This is a genomic window from Flavobacterium sp. GW821-FHT11G01 (assembly GCF_058808175.1).
Genome location: NZ_JBXARK010000011.1, coordinates 41,242 through 57,143 on the forward strand (window position 1 = coordinate 41,242; position 15,902 = coordinate 57,143).

General features: G+C 33.2%; 19 protein-coding genes. 7 read left to right on the forward strand and 12 right to left on the reverse strand.

The features are described from left to right. Window positions 1-100: 100 nt before the first annotated feature. The 4 genes from nhaA to AC1RRN_RS18100 all read left to right on the forward strand — a co-directional run bounded on the left by nhaA (window position 101) and on the right by AC1RRN_RS18100 (window position 2,555). Window positions 101-1,249 carry a Na+/H+ antiporter NhaA gene (nhaA, locus tag AC1RRN_RS18085; RefSeq protein WP_492968646.1) on the forward strand — a complete coding sequence of 383 codons (1,149 nt, stop codon included), beginning with the start codon at window positions 101-103 and terminating at the stop codon, window positions 1,247-1,249. Next, the gene (locus AC1RRN_RS18090) at window positions 1,249-1,770 is read left to right on the forward strand and encodes a hypothetical protein (RefSeq protein ID WP_492968647.1); all 522 of its coding nucleotides are present in this window, start codon (window positions 1,249-1,251) and stop codon (window positions 1,768-1,770) included. Before nhaA ends, AC1RRN_RS18090 begins: the two co-directional genes overlap by 1 nt. A 62-nt stretch (window positions 1,771-1,832) precedes the next feature. Then, window positions 1,833-2,135 (forward strand): antibiotic biosynthesis monooxygenase family protein, encoded by a 303-nt coding sequence (locus AC1RRN_RS18095; protein WP_492968648.1) that lies wholly within the window; start codon window positions 1,833-1,835, stop codon window positions 2,133-2,135. Window positions 2,136-2,153: 18 nt separating this feature from the next. After that, a complete protein-coding gene (locus AC1RRN_RS18100) occupies window positions 2,154-2,555 on the forward strand; it encodes a c-type cytochrome (RefSeq protein ID WP_492968649.1) in 402 nt (133 codons plus the stop codon). A 148-nt stretch (window positions 2,556-2,703) separates the two neighbouring features. Here AC1RRN_RS18100 and proC read toward each other — a convergent pair whose 3' ends face one another. The 12 genes from proC to AC1RRN_RS18160 form a co-directional block, all read right to left on the reverse strand. Further along, on the reverse strand, window positions 2,704-3,480 hold the full coding sequence (gene proC, locus AC1RRN_RS18105) for a pyrroline-5-carboxylate reductase (RefSeq protein WP_492968650.1): 777 nt from the start codon (window positions 3,478-3,480) through the stop codon (window positions 2,704-2,706). Window positions 3,481-3,580: 100 nt separating this feature from the next. Next, window positions 3,581-4,930, reverse strand: a complete 1,350-nt coding sequence (gene mgtE, locus AC1RRN_RS18110) for a magnesium transporter (protein ID WP_492968651.1) — start codon at window positions 4,928-4,930, stop codon at window positions 3,581-3,583. Then, complete coding sequence (rsmA, locus tag AC1RRN_RS18115) at window positions 4,914-5,699, reverse strand: 16S rRNA (adenine(1518)-N(6)/adenine(1519)-N(6))-dimethyltransferase RsmA (RefSeq protein ID WP_492968653.1); 786 nt, start codon at window positions 5,697-5,699, stop codon at window positions 4,914-4,916. The genes mgtE and rsmA overlap by 17 nt, the downstream gene beginning before the upstream one ends. A gap of 52 nt (window positions 5,700-5,751) precedes the next feature. Beyond that, entirely contained in the window at window positions 5,752-6,066 is a 315-nt protein-coding gene (locus AC1RRN_RS18120; RefSeq protein WP_492968654.1) for a hypothetical protein, read from the reverse strand. Window positions 6,067-6,124: 58 nt separating this feature from the next. Further along, on the reverse strand, window positions 6,125-6,436 hold the full coding sequence (locus AC1RRN_RS18125) for a DUF4286 family protein (protein WP_492968655.1): 312 nt from the start codon (window positions 6,434-6,436) through the stop codon (window positions 6,125-6,127). Between the two features lie 122 nt (window positions 6,437-6,558). Then, window positions 6,559-8,340 (reverse strand): tetratricopeptide repeat protein, encoded by a 1,782-nt coding sequence (locus tag AC1RRN_RS18130; protein WP_492968656.1) that lies wholly within the window; start codon window positions 8,338-8,340, stop codon window positions 6,559-6,561. A gap of 89 nt (window positions 8,341-8,429) precedes the next feature. Further along, complete coding sequence (gene serS / locus AC1RRN_RS18135) at window positions 8,430-9,701, reverse strand: serine--tRNA ligase (RefSeq protein WP_492968657.1); 1,272 nt, start codon at window positions 9,699-9,701, stop codon at window positions 8,430-8,432. A gap of 284 nt (window positions 9,702-9,985) precedes the next feature. Then, window positions 9,986-10,399, reverse strand: coding sequence for a lipocalin family protein (locus tag AC1RRN_RS18140; RefSeq protein ID WP_492968658.1), 414 nt, complete (start codon window positions 10,397-10,399; stop codon window positions 9,986-9,988). A gap of 173 nt (window positions 10,400-10,572) precedes the next feature. After that, window positions 10,573-12,117, reverse strand: a complete 1,545-nt coding sequence (locus tag AC1RRN_RS18145; protein ID WP_492968659.1) for a patatin-like phospholipase family protein — start codon at window positions 12,115-12,117, stop codon at window positions 10,573-10,575. A 116-nt stretch (window positions 12,118-12,233) separates the two neighbouring features. Further along, a complete protein-coding gene (locus tag AC1RRN_RS18150; RefSeq protein WP_492968660.1) occupies window positions 12,234-12,800 on the reverse strand; it encodes a hypothetical protein in 567 nt (188 codons plus the stop codon). Window positions 12,801-13,011: 211 nt separating this feature from the next. After that, window positions 13,012-13,554, reverse strand: a complete 543-nt coding sequence (locus AC1RRN_RS18155; protein WP_492968661.1) for a DMP19 family protein — start codon at window positions 13,552-13,554, stop codon at window positions 13,012-13,014. 69 nt (window positions 13,555-13,623) lie between these two features. After that, window positions 13,624-13,794, reverse strand: coding sequence for a hypothetical protein (locus tag AC1RRN_RS18160; RefSeq protein WP_492968662.1), 171 nt, complete (start codon window positions 13,792-13,794; stop codon window positions 13,624-13,626). A gap of 254 nt (window positions 13,795-14,048) precedes the next feature. On the opposite strand from AC1RRN_RS18160, the gene AC1RRN_RS18165 reads away from it, so the two are divergent. The 3 genes from AC1RRN_RS18165 (at window position 14,049) to AC1RRN_RS18175 (ending at window position 15,890) form a co-directional block, all read left to right on the forward strand. Continuing rightward, window positions 14,049-14,507 (forward strand): hypothetical protein, encoded by a 459-nt coding sequence (locus tag AC1RRN_RS18165; RefSeq protein ID WP_492968663.1) that lies wholly within the window; start codon window positions 14,049-14,051, stop codon window positions 14,505-14,507. Between the two features lie 371 nt (window positions 14,508-14,878). Next, window positions 14,879-15,298 (forward strand): lysozyme inhibitor LprI family protein, encoded by a 420-nt coding sequence (locus AC1RRN_RS18170; protein WP_492968664.1) that lies wholly within the window; start codon window positions 14,879-14,881, stop codon window positions 15,296-15,298. A 28-nt stretch (window positions 15,299-15,326) separates the two neighbouring features. Continuing rightward, window positions 15,327-15,890 carry a hypothetical protein gene (locus AC1RRN_RS18175; RefSeq protein ID WP_492968665.1) on the forward strand — a complete coding sequence of 188 codons (564 nt, stop codon included), beginning with the start codon at window positions 15,327-15,329 and terminating at the stop codon, window positions 15,888-15,890. The last annotated feature ends 12 nt before the right edge of the window (window positions 15,891-15,902 follow it).

Genomic DNA, 15,902 nt, shown 5'->3' on the forward strand with positions numbered 1-15,902 from the left:
CCTGAGAATTTTTTATTGGCTCTATTTTTTTTAACTTTGAAAATAACTTCGCTGAGAATCTCCCCGATATTCATCTTCAAATCAGCATAAATTCCCTCACATGAAATTGACTAAAACTTTTAATGCTTTTTTTGAAAACGAAAAATCGGGCGGCCTTTTATTGCTTTTTGTTACTATTATTTCGCTTTACCTTGCTAATTCCTCTTTTCAAACTGAATATATTGCTTTTTGGGAAAAAGATTTAGCCGGACATTCTATCACACACTGGATTAATGACGGATTGATGGCGATTTTCTTTTTGCTGATTGGTTTAGAATTAGAACGTGAAATTTATCATGGCGAATTATCGAGTATAAAAAATGCTTCTTTGCCTTTAATGGCCGCTTTGGGCGGAATGCTAGTTCCTGCCGGAATATTTTTAGCCTTAAATTTTGGAACTGCAACTCAGAACGGAGCCGGAATTCCGATGGCGACAGACATTGCCTTTGCAATTGGAATTCTGTCATTGTTAGGAAATAAAGTTCCACCTTCTTTAAAAGTATTTCTAACGGCACTTGCGGTTATTGATGATTTGGGTGCCATCATTGTTATTGCGATCTTTTACACCACTTCGATTTCATTTATTAATCTTGGAATTGCATTAGCCATTTGGGGATTCTTGTTTATTTTAAACAGAAAGAAAGTCAACAATCTTATTCCGTATTTGATTGGCGGTATTTTTATGTGGTATTTTATGCTGAATTCTGGCGTTCATGCAACAATTACCGGAGTTATTTTGGCATTTGTGATTCCGTTTGGAGATGGTGGCGAAAAATCAGTTTCTTATAAATTACAACACTTTTTACACAAACCCGTCGCTTTCCTGATTTTACCATTATTTGCCATTGCGAATACCTGTATTGCTATAGAATCTGATTGGCATCAGGGTTTGGATCATCCCAATACATTCGGAATTATTTTAGGCCTGACTATCGGAAAACCTTTGGGGATTCTTCTTTTTTCTTTTTTAGGAGTAAGTGCGGGCCTGTGTGCGCTTCCGAAGAAACTAAAATGGCCTCATATTTTAGGTGCCGGAATGTTGGGCGGAATTGGTTTTACAATGTCAATTTTCATTACCATATTGGCTTTCAAAGATCCTGAAACTATTGTTTTTTCTAAAATTGCCATTTTGATTGCTTCTGTCCTTTCCGGAATTTTCGGATTTGTTTATTTGAAGTATGTTTTGTCTAAGAAAAATAATTTGGAGTAATGAAAATCTCATCTAAAATAATAGTTCCAATTTTATCAGCTTTAATTACATTATCCTGTAATGATAAAAAAGCTGAAAATGTTATAGACAAAAACGTTCCTCAAACTGATATTTCCCTTCAAATAAATAAAGACGAAGAATCAATTGAAGGAATTTATAAAACGACCGAATGCGATATTTCTTTAGAAATAACAAAGACCAAAGATGGATATCAATACTTTTTAAAAACGAATATCCGTAAATTGAAAGGCAAGGCTACTTTTTCTAAAAATGAATCCGGAGAAAAGTATTTGGTTTTAGAAGGCATACAATGGGATGAATATGAAGGAGATATTAGCAATGAAGAAGAAAATGATTCTGTTGCTGATTCAAAACCTAAACCTGATTTAGAAATTCCGGTTGGAATTGACGCAAGCTATGTAAAAGACACACTTACAATTCAGAATTATGGTAATTCTATGAATTCTTACACTAAGATTTCAGAATGTGGTTTGAAATATATTCAATTGATTAAGAAATAGAAATCTTGAAATGCTTTATTAAATTTAGCATCACATCATAACTAACTTTAAAACTTATTATTATGATTGCAAGAATCTGGCACGGAAAAACGAAAGTTGAGGATTATGAAATTTATACAGATTTCATCATAAAGACTGCTATTCCTGATTATTCAAAAACAGCTGGTTTTATAAAATTATCCTTTTTAAGAAACATCAAAAACAACGAAGGTCACTTTACTTTGATTACCTATTGGGAGAATCTCGAAGTAATTAAAAATTTTGCAGGAGAAGATTTTGAAAAAGCAAAATACTATCCTGAAGATGATTATTTTCTCTTAGAATTTGAGGAAAAGGTAGAGCATTTTGAAGTTTTTTCAAATTAAAAAATTCCAAATTCCAAAATGAATAAAATCAAAAAAATACTTATAATTTCAATAACATTAATTATTCTGCTTGTTGGAGTAATTTTATATAAAATAAAAACATATGTTCCTGAAAATGCCGTATGTGCAATTCCAGTTCCTTGGTGCGGGACACCAAATTTTACCGAAAAGGAAACAAAAGGAAGAGAAATTTTTAATTCTAACTGTGCAGCTTGTCATAAAAAAAATGCAAGATCAACTGGACCGGCACTTGCTGAAACTGATTCTTTGGTATTTATAAAATGGCTTACTAAAAATAAGTACAAAATTGATAGTACAAAAGTTGAAAAAATGGGAATTGATTATCATAGATTGATGTTCTCCAAAACATTGGATAAAAAAGAAATAGCTAATTTAATAGAATACTGTAAAAGCAAATAAAAATCGTGTATTCCAACTTTCTCACAATATTGTAATAGAAATCGGAATGACAAACAGTACTCATTAAGCTATTCTTTAAAAAACAAAAAATCCAAATCCCAATTATGAAAATTGAAATTTGGATTTTTTTATATTGGAATTTTAAATTTTACCCCTTAATCTGTTTCAAAGAAGTCTTAATCCCTTTTATTAAAGATGAACTGAAGCCATTATGCTCCATTTCGTTCAAACCGACGATTGTACAGCCCTGAGGCGTCGTTACGCGGTCGATTAATTGTTCCGGGTGTACTTTTTCTTCTAATAACATTTTTGCCGCTCCTTTTACGGTTTGTGCCGCAATTGCTAAAGCTGTTTGTGAATCAAATCCAATTTCGATTCCGGCTTGCATTGACGCACGAATGTATCTTAAAGCGTAAGCTGTTCCGCAAGCTCCAAGAACTGTTGCTGCATCCATTAATTTTTCGTCAATAACCGGAGCCGTTCCTAAATCCTGAAATAAATCTACAATTGGCAATGCTTTATCTCTGTCCTTTTCAGGGAAAGAAATACAAGTCGCCGATTCTCCAAACTGTGCTGCGATATTGGGCATGATTCGAATTACCGGATATTCGTTATTTGTTTTAGTCTGAAGCATATCCAAAGACAAACCACTTACCGCAGAAGCAATCGTTTTTCCCTTTATTACCGGTAAAATTTCAGCAAAAACAGTATCAACCTGATACGGTTTTATGGTTAAGATCACCACATCAGCTTCCTGAATATTGTGTTTATTATCATTAGAAACCGTAATTCCGTATTCAGCTAAATATTGAATACTGGCCGTGTTTCTTCTTGTTACTGTAACTTGGTTGTTTTTGGAGAATTTAGCAATCCCCAGGGCAATAGAAACCCCCAGATTCCCTCCTCCAATTATATGTACTTTCATTGCTTATTTATTGGCTGGTTAATAGCATATTTTCGGTTCGCAAATTACATAGATTTTAAAGATCTTAAATCACTGTAATCTATTAATTTGTGGCAAAAATCTAAAATCCAAGAATCAATTTTGCCACTCCAAAGTAGAGCATAATTCCGAAAACGTCATTGGTTGTTGTGATAAACGGACCTGTAGCAATAGCGGGATCAATTTTATTTTTGTGAAGGAAAAGCGGCACTAAAGTTCCTAAAGTCGCAGCGAATAAAATCACCACAATCATCGAAATTGAAATCGCCATTCCCACTAAATATTGTTGGTACATAATCGAGTGATATCCTAAAAGAAGCAATGAAATAATACTTCCGGAAATCATCGATACAGAAATCTCTTTGCTAAAATAACCTCGACTGAATTCTTTTAAAGTTCCGTTTGCCAAACCTTGTACCACAATCGCCGAAGCCTGAACCCCAATATTTCCGGCTGTAGCCGAAAGTAACGGCACAAAAATAATTAAAGTGGAATATTTTTGGAATGTTGCTTCGTTTCCTTTCAACACAAAAGAAGCTACAATTTCAATCACCATCCCGATTAAAAGCCATGGTAAACGCGCTTTGGTTAATTCTAAAACACTATCGTTGGATTCAACGTCTTGTGTAATACCCGCCGCTAATTGGTAATCTTTATCGGCTTCGTCCTTGATTACGTCTACTATATCATCAATAGTAATTCTTCCCACAAGACGACCGAGTTCATCCACTACCGGAATGGCTTCCAAATCGTATTTTTGCATGATACGTGCTACCTCAACATCTTCGGTATCAACGTTTACAAAATTTAATTTTCTAATATAAATATCGCCAATTTGTGTTTTGGTCGAAGTTGTCAATAAATCTTTAAGAGATAATCTTCCTTTTAAGCGATTTTCATCATCCACCACATAAATCGAATGTACTCTGGACACATTTTCTGCCTGAATACGCATTTCTTTCACGCACGTTAATACATTCCAATTTTCATTGACTTTTACTAACTCTTTTCCCATCAAACCTCCGGCAGAATTTTCATCGTAACGCAATAAATCGACAATGTCTTTGGCGTGCTCGACATCAATCATTTCCGAGATTACCTCTGCTTTGATTTCCTGCGAAAGTTCACCAATAATATCGGCCGCGTCATTGGTTTCAAGCTCATCAAGCTCTTCTGCAATTTCTTTAGGCGAAAGTCGGCTTAAGATGTTTTCACGCAAATCATCTTCTAATTCCAGAAGAATTTCTGCTGTTTTATCACTATCTAAAACCCTGAAAATATAAGTTGCTTCGTCGAAATCCAGTTCATCCAGGATTTCGGCAATATCTGCGTGGTGCAGATCGTTCAATAAAACTTCAAGTTCTTTGTCGTTTTTCTGAACAATATGCTCTTCTAATTGGTGTATTAATTCTTTGCTAACTTTGAACTCCATCGGCTTCTATTTTTTGAGTCAGTTCAATAAATTCTTCTACACTAAGTTGCTCGGGACGTTTATCAAAGATAGTGTCTAATCGCAAATTATCAGTTAAATTTAATGTTTTCAAACTGTTACGTAATGTTTTTCGTCTTTGCTGAAAAGCAGTTTTCACTACCGTAAAGAACAACTTTTCACCACATGGAAGACTATAATCTTCCTTTCGGGTCATTTTCATCACACCCGATTTCACCTTGGGCGGAGGAATAAAAACATTTTCGTCAACAGTAAACAAATACTCAGTAACATAGAAAGCCTGGGCTAATACAGATAAGATTCCGTAAGCCTTTGAGCCTTTTTTCTCGCAGATTCGTTCTGCAACTTCTTTTTGAAACATTCCGGAAAATTCCGGAATCTGGTCTCTAAACTCTAAAGTTCTAAAAACAATCTGAGTCGAGATATTATAAGGGAAATTCCCAATTATAGCGAATTGTTTGTCTTTGTAAACCTCATTGATATTGTATTTCAGAAAATCCTGAGAGATAATCTGATCTTTTAATTTCGGATAATTTTCACCCAAATACGTCACAGATTCGGTGTCAATCTCGATCACGTGCGTATTAATTGGTTTGTCAAGCAAATACTTAGTCAACACACCCATCCCTGGTCCTATTTCTAAAACCTCATCGTATCCTTTTAAGCTTAAGGTATCAGCAATTGCTTTTGCAATACTTTCGTCTTTTAAGAAGTGTTGTCCTAAATGTTTTTTGGCTTTTACTTTTTCCATTTCTTGTTTTGTTTTGCCTTGCCGCAAAGGCACCAAGACACAAAGTCTTTATTTATATAAAGGGTCTTTTATTATGTTTTGTAACTGTTTCAACAGTATTTTTACTCCAAACTAATAATCCTCTTTTTCCAACTTTTACTAATCTATCTTCATCTACTCCGTTTTCAACTGCCCATTCAATCCATTTTTTAACAGAAACACTCCAACAAATCCATCCTAAAATTACACCTATTAACATTGCAATTTTAAAATGAACATCAAAATACATACTTAGACCAAATCCAACTATAATAATAATTAAAATAACAGGTAAATTAACTGTAAGTTGTCCTCTTAAAGATATATCGTAATCTGAGAGTTTTTTCATAAATTATATTTGGCGCATTTTTATCTGTAAACTAAAAACCGAGACTGAATACTAAAAATTAATGTTCCGAAATAACTTCTAATTCAGTTCTGAAAGAAAGCATTTTATCAGCAAATAATCCCAAAGCTTCTCTATGAAATTCAGGTTCATCTTCGATATAAAACTTATCTAATGTTTCTTTGCTGTCGGTAACATATTGTACAGAATAAGTAATTCCGCCCATTTCTTCTTCAATTAAAACCCTGACAATCCTTGCTGAAGAAAACTTGTTTGTAGCCAGAATTTCCGGTATGTGTTTTTCCTGCATCCATTTTAACCATTGGTCGTGAACGCTCTCGTGTATATTTGTGGTAACGTTGTAAATAATCATTTTTCTTAAAGATTCTGAGATTCTGAGGTTCTAAGGGACTAAGTTTTTTACTTTTTTGACTCTTAAAACAAATCTTCATATTACTAATTCTTTTTTGGATTTTAGAACTTGGTTTTTGTAATTTACAAATTCTTATCTCCTCTCAACTCCCGGTATTTTTTTCTCGCATCAACAAAGTAAATACTGTCCTGATGGTTAAAAATTACCTTCTCATATAAAGGTTTTGCCTTTTCAATATCTTTTAATTCGTCGTTGTAAATTTCTGCCGAAAAAAACAACGCTTCATCAACATAAATTCCGTCACTATGATGATCAATGATCTGCTGGTATTGGCTTAAAGCCGAATTATAATCCTTCAGACTTTCGTAAATTTTACCTAAACGCAACATTGTAACAGCTTCTATTTCCTGGCCTTTATAAGTCTTCAGAATGTTCTGAAACTGCGTAATCGCTTCCGGTTTTTTATTCTGATAAATTAGAAAATCACCTTTTGCAAATTGCTTCAATGCCGTTTGTGTCGAATCGGCAACGGTGTTGTCATTTATCAATAAAAAATATTCCAGTGCATCATTCGCAATCAACTGGGTGTTTGCCGACTTTAATTCTTTGAACTGTTTTAAAGCCCATTCAAAGTCAGTTTTATAATAACTTGTTTTTGCTGCTTTTAAACTCGCTTCGTGCGACATTACATCATTCTTTAGATCCAATTGAATCTGCGAATAATAAATTAACGCCTGATTGAATTTTTCTTGCAAAAGCAAAATATCTCCCAACTCCATTTTAGCATCTGCTTCCTGATAATCATTCAGATTAAGCGTTAAAGCTCGTTTGACAATTGCAATACCTTCTTCTGGCTTTTTTAAATTAAAAGCCTTAAAATGCGCCTGAATTAATTGCAAAGATAAGGTAAAAGGAGTTATTTCATAGGTTGTAAGCAATTGTTGTAACTCAGCATCGATTATTGGATAATCTTTTTCCTGTGCTTTATCAATTTTAATTTCCATTAAATAGTAATTGGTCTGCACCAATAAATCTAAATCTTTGGTATTAAGAAGAATAAAATTCAGAATTTCTGCAGCCGTTTCCGTGTCGTCTTCATTTAATGCAAACTGACTTAAATTGACAATACTCGAAAGTGATTCAGGTTCGCGTTTGTAAATCGCCTTTTCCTGAATAAAAGCTTTCCCGAATTCTTTTTGCTGCACATAAAACCAACTTAAATAGTGATTCCAAAATACATCCTGATCTTTTTGTGTTTTCAGAATTAATGCTTTTCGCATTGCATCTTTAAAAGCGGTATTATCAGTCTCACCGTTCATAAAACGGGATAATTGTGTCTGAATTAAATTGGCATTTTGCGGATTTTGATACGATTCTGTCAACAAGAGGTCAATCATTTGATCGGTTTTTCCTAATTGACCGTACAACATTCCGATTTGAAAATTAAAATTGTAATTCGGCTGAACCTGCATAGCAACCTGATACGCCTTCAATGCATATTCCAATAACACCTTTTTCTCAAAAGAATTTCCAATTCCGTAAACATCATTCGGATTTGTTTTAATTTTTTCGATAGCCTGATCGTAGTAATTTTTGGCTTTTGAATCATTTTTCTGAAGCTGAAAATTATAACCCAATTCCACTAAAAAAACACCTTGTTTGTATTTATTATAACGATCCTGAATCATTTTTTCAGCTAAAGCAAATTGCTGCAACTGCTGATAACAATCGACTGTTCTTAAAAAATATTGGGTGTTGGATGGCGCACTGTTTAAGAGCTCTTCGTAACTAATTTTAGCTTTTTCGAAATCGCCTTTATCGTAGTAATATTGAGCCAATTGCTCATTTTGAGAGAATGCAAAACCGGACCACAACAAAACGATATAGATAAAGATGTTTTTCATATTTCAGTTCTTTTTAGTCGTAGTCAGTTTGAGTATTCAGTCTCAGTCACAGAGAAAACTGTAAACTGAGACTGAGACTGTAAACTAAATTAGTTTATAATATCAAATCCGCAGTAAGGACGTAAAACTTCTGGAATTACGATTCCTTCCGGCGTTTGGTAATTTTCTAAAATTCCGGCTAAAACTCTAGGCAAAGCCAATGAACTTCCGTTTAATGTGTGTGCCAATTGGTTTTTTCCGTCTTTGTCTTTGAAACGTAATTTTAAACGATTTGCCTGAAAAGTCTCAAAATTAGAAACTGAACTAATTTCTAACCAACGATCCTGCGCTGTAGAAAATACTTCAAAATCATAAGTCAAAGCCGATGTGAAACCCATATCTCCTCCGCATAAGCGTAAAACTCGGTATGGCAATTTTAATTCTTTTAAAATATCTTTTACGTGCTCCACCATTCCGTCAAGAGCTGCATAAGAATTATCCGGATGTTCGATACGAACAATTTCAACTTTATCAAATTGGTGTAAACGGTTTAATCCGCGAACGTGTGCTCCGTAAGAACCTGCTTCACGACGGAAACATGGCGTATATGCAGTATGCAAAACCGGCAATTCGCTTTCGTTTAAAATAACATCACGGAATAAATTCGTAACTGGAACTTCAGCCGTTGGAATCAAATATAAATCATCAATCGTTGAATGATACATTTGTCCTTCTTTATCTGGTAATTGTCCTGTTCCGTAACCTGAAGCTTCGTTAACCAAATGCGGCACTTGCACTTCATTATATCCTGCGGCTGTATTTTTATCTAAGAAATAATTGATTAAGGCACGTTGCAAACGAGCACCTTTTCCTTTATAAACTGGGAAACCTGCACCTGTAATTTTTACACCTAATTCAAAATCGATGATATCGTATTTCTTTACCAATTCCCAGTGAGGCTGTGCACCTTCATGCAAAACCGGAATATCACCTTCCTGAAAAACATTCAAATTGTCGTCCGGAGTTTTTCCTTCAGGAACAATATCTGCAGGAAGATTTGGTAAAGTGTATAATTTATTCGTCAATTCGGTTGCTAAAGCTTCTGCTTTTTCGCCTAATTCTTTACTTTTTTCTTTTAATGAAACGGTTTTTTCTTTTAAGATTGCGGCTTTTGATTTCTCACCCGCTTTCATTAATTCGCCTATATCTTTGGATAATTTATTAGATTCAGCTAAAGTATTGTCTAATTCCACCTGTGTAGCACGACGGTTTTCGTCTAATTGCACCACCTCTTCAACAACGCTTTTAGCATCGATATTTCGTTTTGCTAAAGCCTTGATTACTTTCTCCTGATTCTCTCTAATAAATGCGATTTGTAACATAGCTTTGTGTTTATAACTAGTATTTTTATATAAAGGAAGCAAATTTAAGGAAATGTTTGCTAAGATTACGACAAAAGTTTAGTCTAAAAAGTTATTCTACGGAGATACGCAAAGATTACACAGAGATACAAAAAGCCTTTTTAATCGTCGCGTCCCGACGCCTCGGGATTGTAGAATTGTCGGTGTATGTCTGTGAAATAAACAAAAAAACGGAAACAGCCCCCAAGCTGTTTCCGTTTAACTTCGTCTCAATAATTGAGATTCAGCCAATAAGATATAATATTTTATCTTGTATAAACCGTGATAACACCAGCTGCATCTTTCACTTTTAATTCCTTAAGTGTAAGATTCACGATGTCCTGAGTTTTAGTTACACCATTTATAACTGTAGTGATATTATTGTGTGATCTGGAATAAATTCCTGATTGAACTGTTAATGTACAAGCAGTTGTAGCATAATCTCCAACATTTACTGTGTTATCTATTTTTAGTTCTAAATAATCTTTGTTACATCCACTTTGATTTTCTGGTGCATCTGTCAATTGTTCACTTCCGTTAACAACAAGTCCTTTTTTGCTAAGATCCCATTTTCCTTCTAATGGAACTAATGTTTCTCCTTCATTATCATCATTGCTGCAAGATGTTGTAAATAAGCCAATGCTTAGGATTAAGGCGAGTAATAAGCTTTTCGTTTTCATGTTTGATTTCTTTAATATTAATAATGCTAAATTAATTTTAAAGTATTCTCGACATGTTACATAAATTTCCCGATGATTTACATAATTTCTAGAAATTCGTAAGGTATTTCATAATATTCACATAAAATAATGCAAAGTTTCTCAAAGATTCACAATGAAGCTTTGAAACAAGCTTATTTACGCTCGGCTAATAATTCTTTAAGTTGATTTGTTTTTAGAAAGGTTGCCAAACGACCGGAAAGTAATAAAACCTCTCTTTCTTCTGGAGTGATACGCAATTTGGTTTGCACATGAGAAGCAAATTCATATAAAATAAGAATTTCGCTGGCAGTTAATTCGTTGAACTTTTCGCGGGTTAAAGTAGCCAGAATCACTTCACCTTCTTTATCTTTTGTAAAACTGAGTTCTCCAAACTGATCAATTAAATCTTTTTTGAAATTGGTATAAAATCGAAGCCAGGTCGAATAATCGTCATCTGAATTTTTTAATTCGGTTACCAAATCTTCGTACTTCTGATCTTTCTCCATCTTTAATAAATGATCCCGAAGCGTTGTAAAACCAATAACCTGATAATTCGAAACCGGAATTTTATAACGATCCATTAGATTTTCTACATCTCTGTCAAAAGTTATGTAACGCGTTTGAACTGTGTATAAAGATGCTGTTTCAAAAAGTGAAATCAGCTTAATTTTTTCATCGCTGATATAAGGTTCTTTTTTTCCTTGTCCCAGACAATCTATAAAAAGTGCTCTTTTGTTTTTATTATCTACTTTAGAATCATTGTTTAGTAATTCTACCAGAGTTTTGTACCCCATATTATCAGAAGCACCACCATCTATAATGCACAATATTTTCTGTTGATTTTTTACGCCAAATTTTACTTTTGGCAAAACTCCCGGAAAAGCTGAGCTCGCCGTAATAGCATAAGTAACCGGGAAATTAAAACCGTCATTTACCTCATTACGATCTAACGGAATCGAAGCTCTATTTGGTGCTAAAGATGAATTTAAATTCAGACCACGAATAATATGAGGCATAAACGGAATACGTTCTCCGTTGTTATATGCTGTTCCGTTGGCAACCATCATGGGTAAACTGGGTGCGTTTTTACTTTCCTTCGGAACAAAAAAATCAGACATCAACATTTGGCTTGAAAACTTATTCGGATTATCAGGATTCGTGTTGTCGTATTGCAGAATCTCCGAATCTAAACGTTGTGTCATCGAGATTTTATCCCCTCTTTCATTTCGGCCGTTGCTTAAAAGCGACAATATTGTTGCCGATTTATCGACATAATCTTTGTAAGCATCAGCCTTAGAAAAATAAAACTCATTAAACGAACAGTTGTCATGATTGAGTTTATTTTTTAGAATAGTTAAATAATAACCGGCCGAATAACAACCTCCCGAAACGGTCGAAAAATAATCGATCTGGTTAAGAAAGTTACGCTTCGAATCGCTTTCCTGAATTTCTTCTAATCCCAAAAGAACGCCCATACTAAAAAATTGCGCTCTTGAACCACCACCCGAAATGGCAACTCCCAATGCAATATTTGGGTTTTGAAATTTAGTATTACGTTCCTGAACCGATTTATAGTCATTTAGAGAAACAGCTGGAATAGAACTATAATTAATCTCCGAAAAAAGATTGATTTTATTTTGGGAAAAACCTATTTCAAAAAAAAGAAAAAGCAATATCTGCACGTATTTATATCTCATTTTGAGTCTATTTAAATAACTAAAATCATTACAAGCAAAACTTCAGGATTCGACAGAAAATTACATATCAAAAACTGACCCATTACATGGGAAGTTTACATTTTAATTCGCTGTTTTTACTCTACATTAAATAATCTTAGAATATAAGAGAGTTCATAAACTATAAAAAGTATCGCTAAAACGGTATGGAAAATTTTATTATGAATTTTAATCGCCACCAGACAAAGAGCAACATGTGTAGCAATCCTTACATAATACTCCGTTTGATTGTACAAAAAATAATTCCCGCCTTTGATAGCAGTATCAATCATATCGGCAATAAAACTGATGGCCAAAATTGCGAAAAACCAGTTTTTCCTCGAATAAAAATAATCTTCATAACCGGTATAATCGACTAAATCATCGGGATACAGAATCGCACAGAGCAGATAATAAATCAGGATATAACAAATGATAAAGAAGTAATCTATAAAATACCATTCGGTTATCAACTTGAGATTAAACTCCCACCACCAAAAATGAATAATCAGCAAAAAAACATAAAACACCCAAAGCGAGTGCACAAAATAGACTTTCTTTCGTCCCGGATGCTGAATAAAAATAACCGATCCTTTAATAAGATGTGTTAAACTCAATCCAAGAATAATCCCGATAATCGATTTGATATGCGTTAGTTCTTCCATAAATAGTACTATTTATACGGAACTAAAATTAAACTAAATAGATATAAAAGAAGTACTTATGTCTAAAATTTTATTCTACCACAGAGATACACAAAGATTTTTCACGGAGTTGCACAAAGAAAATTAAACTTTGCGCTTTCATGAATTTATGAGATTAAAAAAACCTTTGTGAATCTTTGTGAAACCTTTGTGTATCTCTGTGGTAAAAGATTTAAGCTCTCTTAATTTCATGCCCCACAAATTCCTCCAGAGTAGCAAACATATCGTCTACCGAAAGCACTTCGAAATCAGGGTGATTTTTTAGGAAATTAGCATTTAGGGTAACTAAGTTTTCTTCGAGTTCATAAAAAGTATCATTATTCAAAGAATCGCGAACCGGATTAACGCCTTCAAATTTTCCGCTCACAAATTTATTCAGCTTTACGCTGCTCATTAATTTGACTTTTTTGCTTTGTTGTTGAAATAATTCCAAATGTTTTTCGGCGCCAATTAAAGCCAGGCCTTCCTCGATTAATTCGTTTAATTCTTTATTCCAACCCGATTTATAGACAAATTGCGCAAAATTTCCTTCGGCATATTGCGACCAGTAATAATCGAGATAATAACTCATCAAAGCATCTGGATGAATAAATTCGTCATCGACACCTTCTTCGCGCATTAAATTGATTACCGAAATATTAGAATGAATCACATCATGAAGATTTTCACTATTCATTGCTGTTTCAGAAACTATTATTCTACCGAATTCCTCCATTTTGATTTTGTTTTGAGATTGATTTGCAAATTTCAGTTAAATTAAAACAGAAAAGAAATACAATCTGATTTATATGACATCAGATTCGTCCGTATTCTTTTTTTCGTTCATTTTGGCCACCAAAGCTTTCCAACGCAAGGCCCGTTCTCTTTTTTCTTCCTGAAGTTTGGCTTTTTTCCGATTCAGTAATTTGGTATGTAAAGCCTTATTTTTGGTATTCTTTTCGGGTCCTTTTGCCATGATTTTATGCTTTATGACTTTGTTTTGCAAATTTCGGTGAAATATTGATACAAATGAGAATATTTTTTTTTGGCGTTCTCTCCGATCCTGATTACCAGAACTTGCAATCCATGCCTTCAACAATAAGCTTATATGTTACCAAAACATTAATAAACAAAAACTTAACATCAAACTACGCAACTATCAAAAAAAATCTCATCTCATTAATAAACAGTTTTTTTACAAAAAAATTCTTATTAACCAAAACAAAAATCATGAGACAGATTATTTTAATTTTTAGCCTTTTACTGGTATTAGCAAGTTGCAACAACGACGATTCGGAAACATCAAACCTAAAGTATTCAGAAATTGTTAAAGGAGATCATTTCAATGGAGATTATAATCTTCCAAAATCCAATTTGGTAATAAAGGATCAGGAAACATGGAGCAACTTACTTCCAAAAATAAATTCTGTTACCGATGCAAATTACTTTTTACCTTACGCTACAATTGATTTTACAAAATATCAGCTCATCGTTGTTATTGACAAAGTCTATAGCAATGGCGGGCATTCTATCGATATTACTAAAGTAACACAACAACAAAAGAGTATAAATATCACAATAGAGAATCTAAAAAAAGGCGATCTCACAACCAGAATATCAAGACCTTTTCATGTAATCCAAATAGCAAAAACGGATAACAAAATAGTTTTTAAACAATCAGAAAATTAATTTCAATCATCTGCATGTGTAATCATGCAATCAAACCGGATAGATTGAGCTTTTACAATTACCGTTTAGGTGCTGCCCTATAGTTTTTGGATTCTGAACCTAAAATTTTACGTTGGTTGGGGTAAAATTTTAGGTGATTAATCTAAACTTTTAGCTTAATAACCTAAAATTTGAGGTTACCAGGCGTAATTTTTTAGGTTAGTAACCTCATCGTTTAGATTATTAACCTAAACACTTCATCATATAACCTAAACACTTCATGTTTTAGTTTTGTGAGATTATTTTGAAAGAAAAAAAAGAGTATTTTAGCTTGACATAATCAAAGTTATCTTACCGATAATTTGCAATCAGTGTCCGCAACGATAACTCCTATGAACAAAATATATCTAATCTTCATTCTATTTTTAATTGGCTTGAATTCTCACTCTCAAGAAAACAAAGCAATACAAAAACTAGACACAAAACTTCAAAAATGTTTAGATGATACAGGGAATAATATGTTGAACTGTACACTCGAATATTACACTAAAATAGACGAACAACTTAACATCACATACAAAAAAATCAGAGCTACATTAAGCCAATCTGATCAGGGAAAATTGAAAAATCAGCAATTGGCATGGCTTAAAAAAAGAGATTTATATTTTAAAAAAGTCAAAGCCGAAACTGCAAAAGACCTTGATGGAGATCATGAATCACAAGATTACAGAATGATTTGTGCTCATGAAAATGCTCTTTTTGTGAAAGATCGAATTATTGAATTAGAAAAACTGTATTTAAAAAATCTATAAATCAATTCTAAGTAAAATCAACATAGAAATGAATGATATAAACCTAAAAGAAAATCAATTTGCCGTTAGCAAAGCTGAATTTACAACAGGAATTGTTCTAAAAAATGATGGTCTTTATTTTAAAAGTGGAGATAATCAAAATGAAATATATACTGTATTCGAAACTTTTGATCTCGCTAAAGATTTCGCAACAAAGGAAGTTCAACAAAACCCTAATGTCGAATGTTGGATAAAAAACGCTAAATCAGAAACTGTCTTTTATATCGATAAAAATGGTGAGAGAAAATTTGAAAAAATAAAAAACAAGAATTTTTTAAACCTGCCAAAAAACCTAACCTTATTCTTCATCACTGGAATTCTCTCCATTGTCGCAGGAATAATTTATGCCATAATACTAATAAACGGCAACTCCGCAGAAGATGGTTTAATGGGAATTTATATTTTATTTGGTTTGATTCCGATTTTACTAGTAATACTAATCGATAGATTTTTGGTCAGAAAGTTCAGGAATCAAAAAGTAAATAAAGTGCAATTCTCTTTTCTGGGATTTATTATACTTTTATGGATTATAAGAGCGATTGCAAATTTGTAATTATTTTAAATC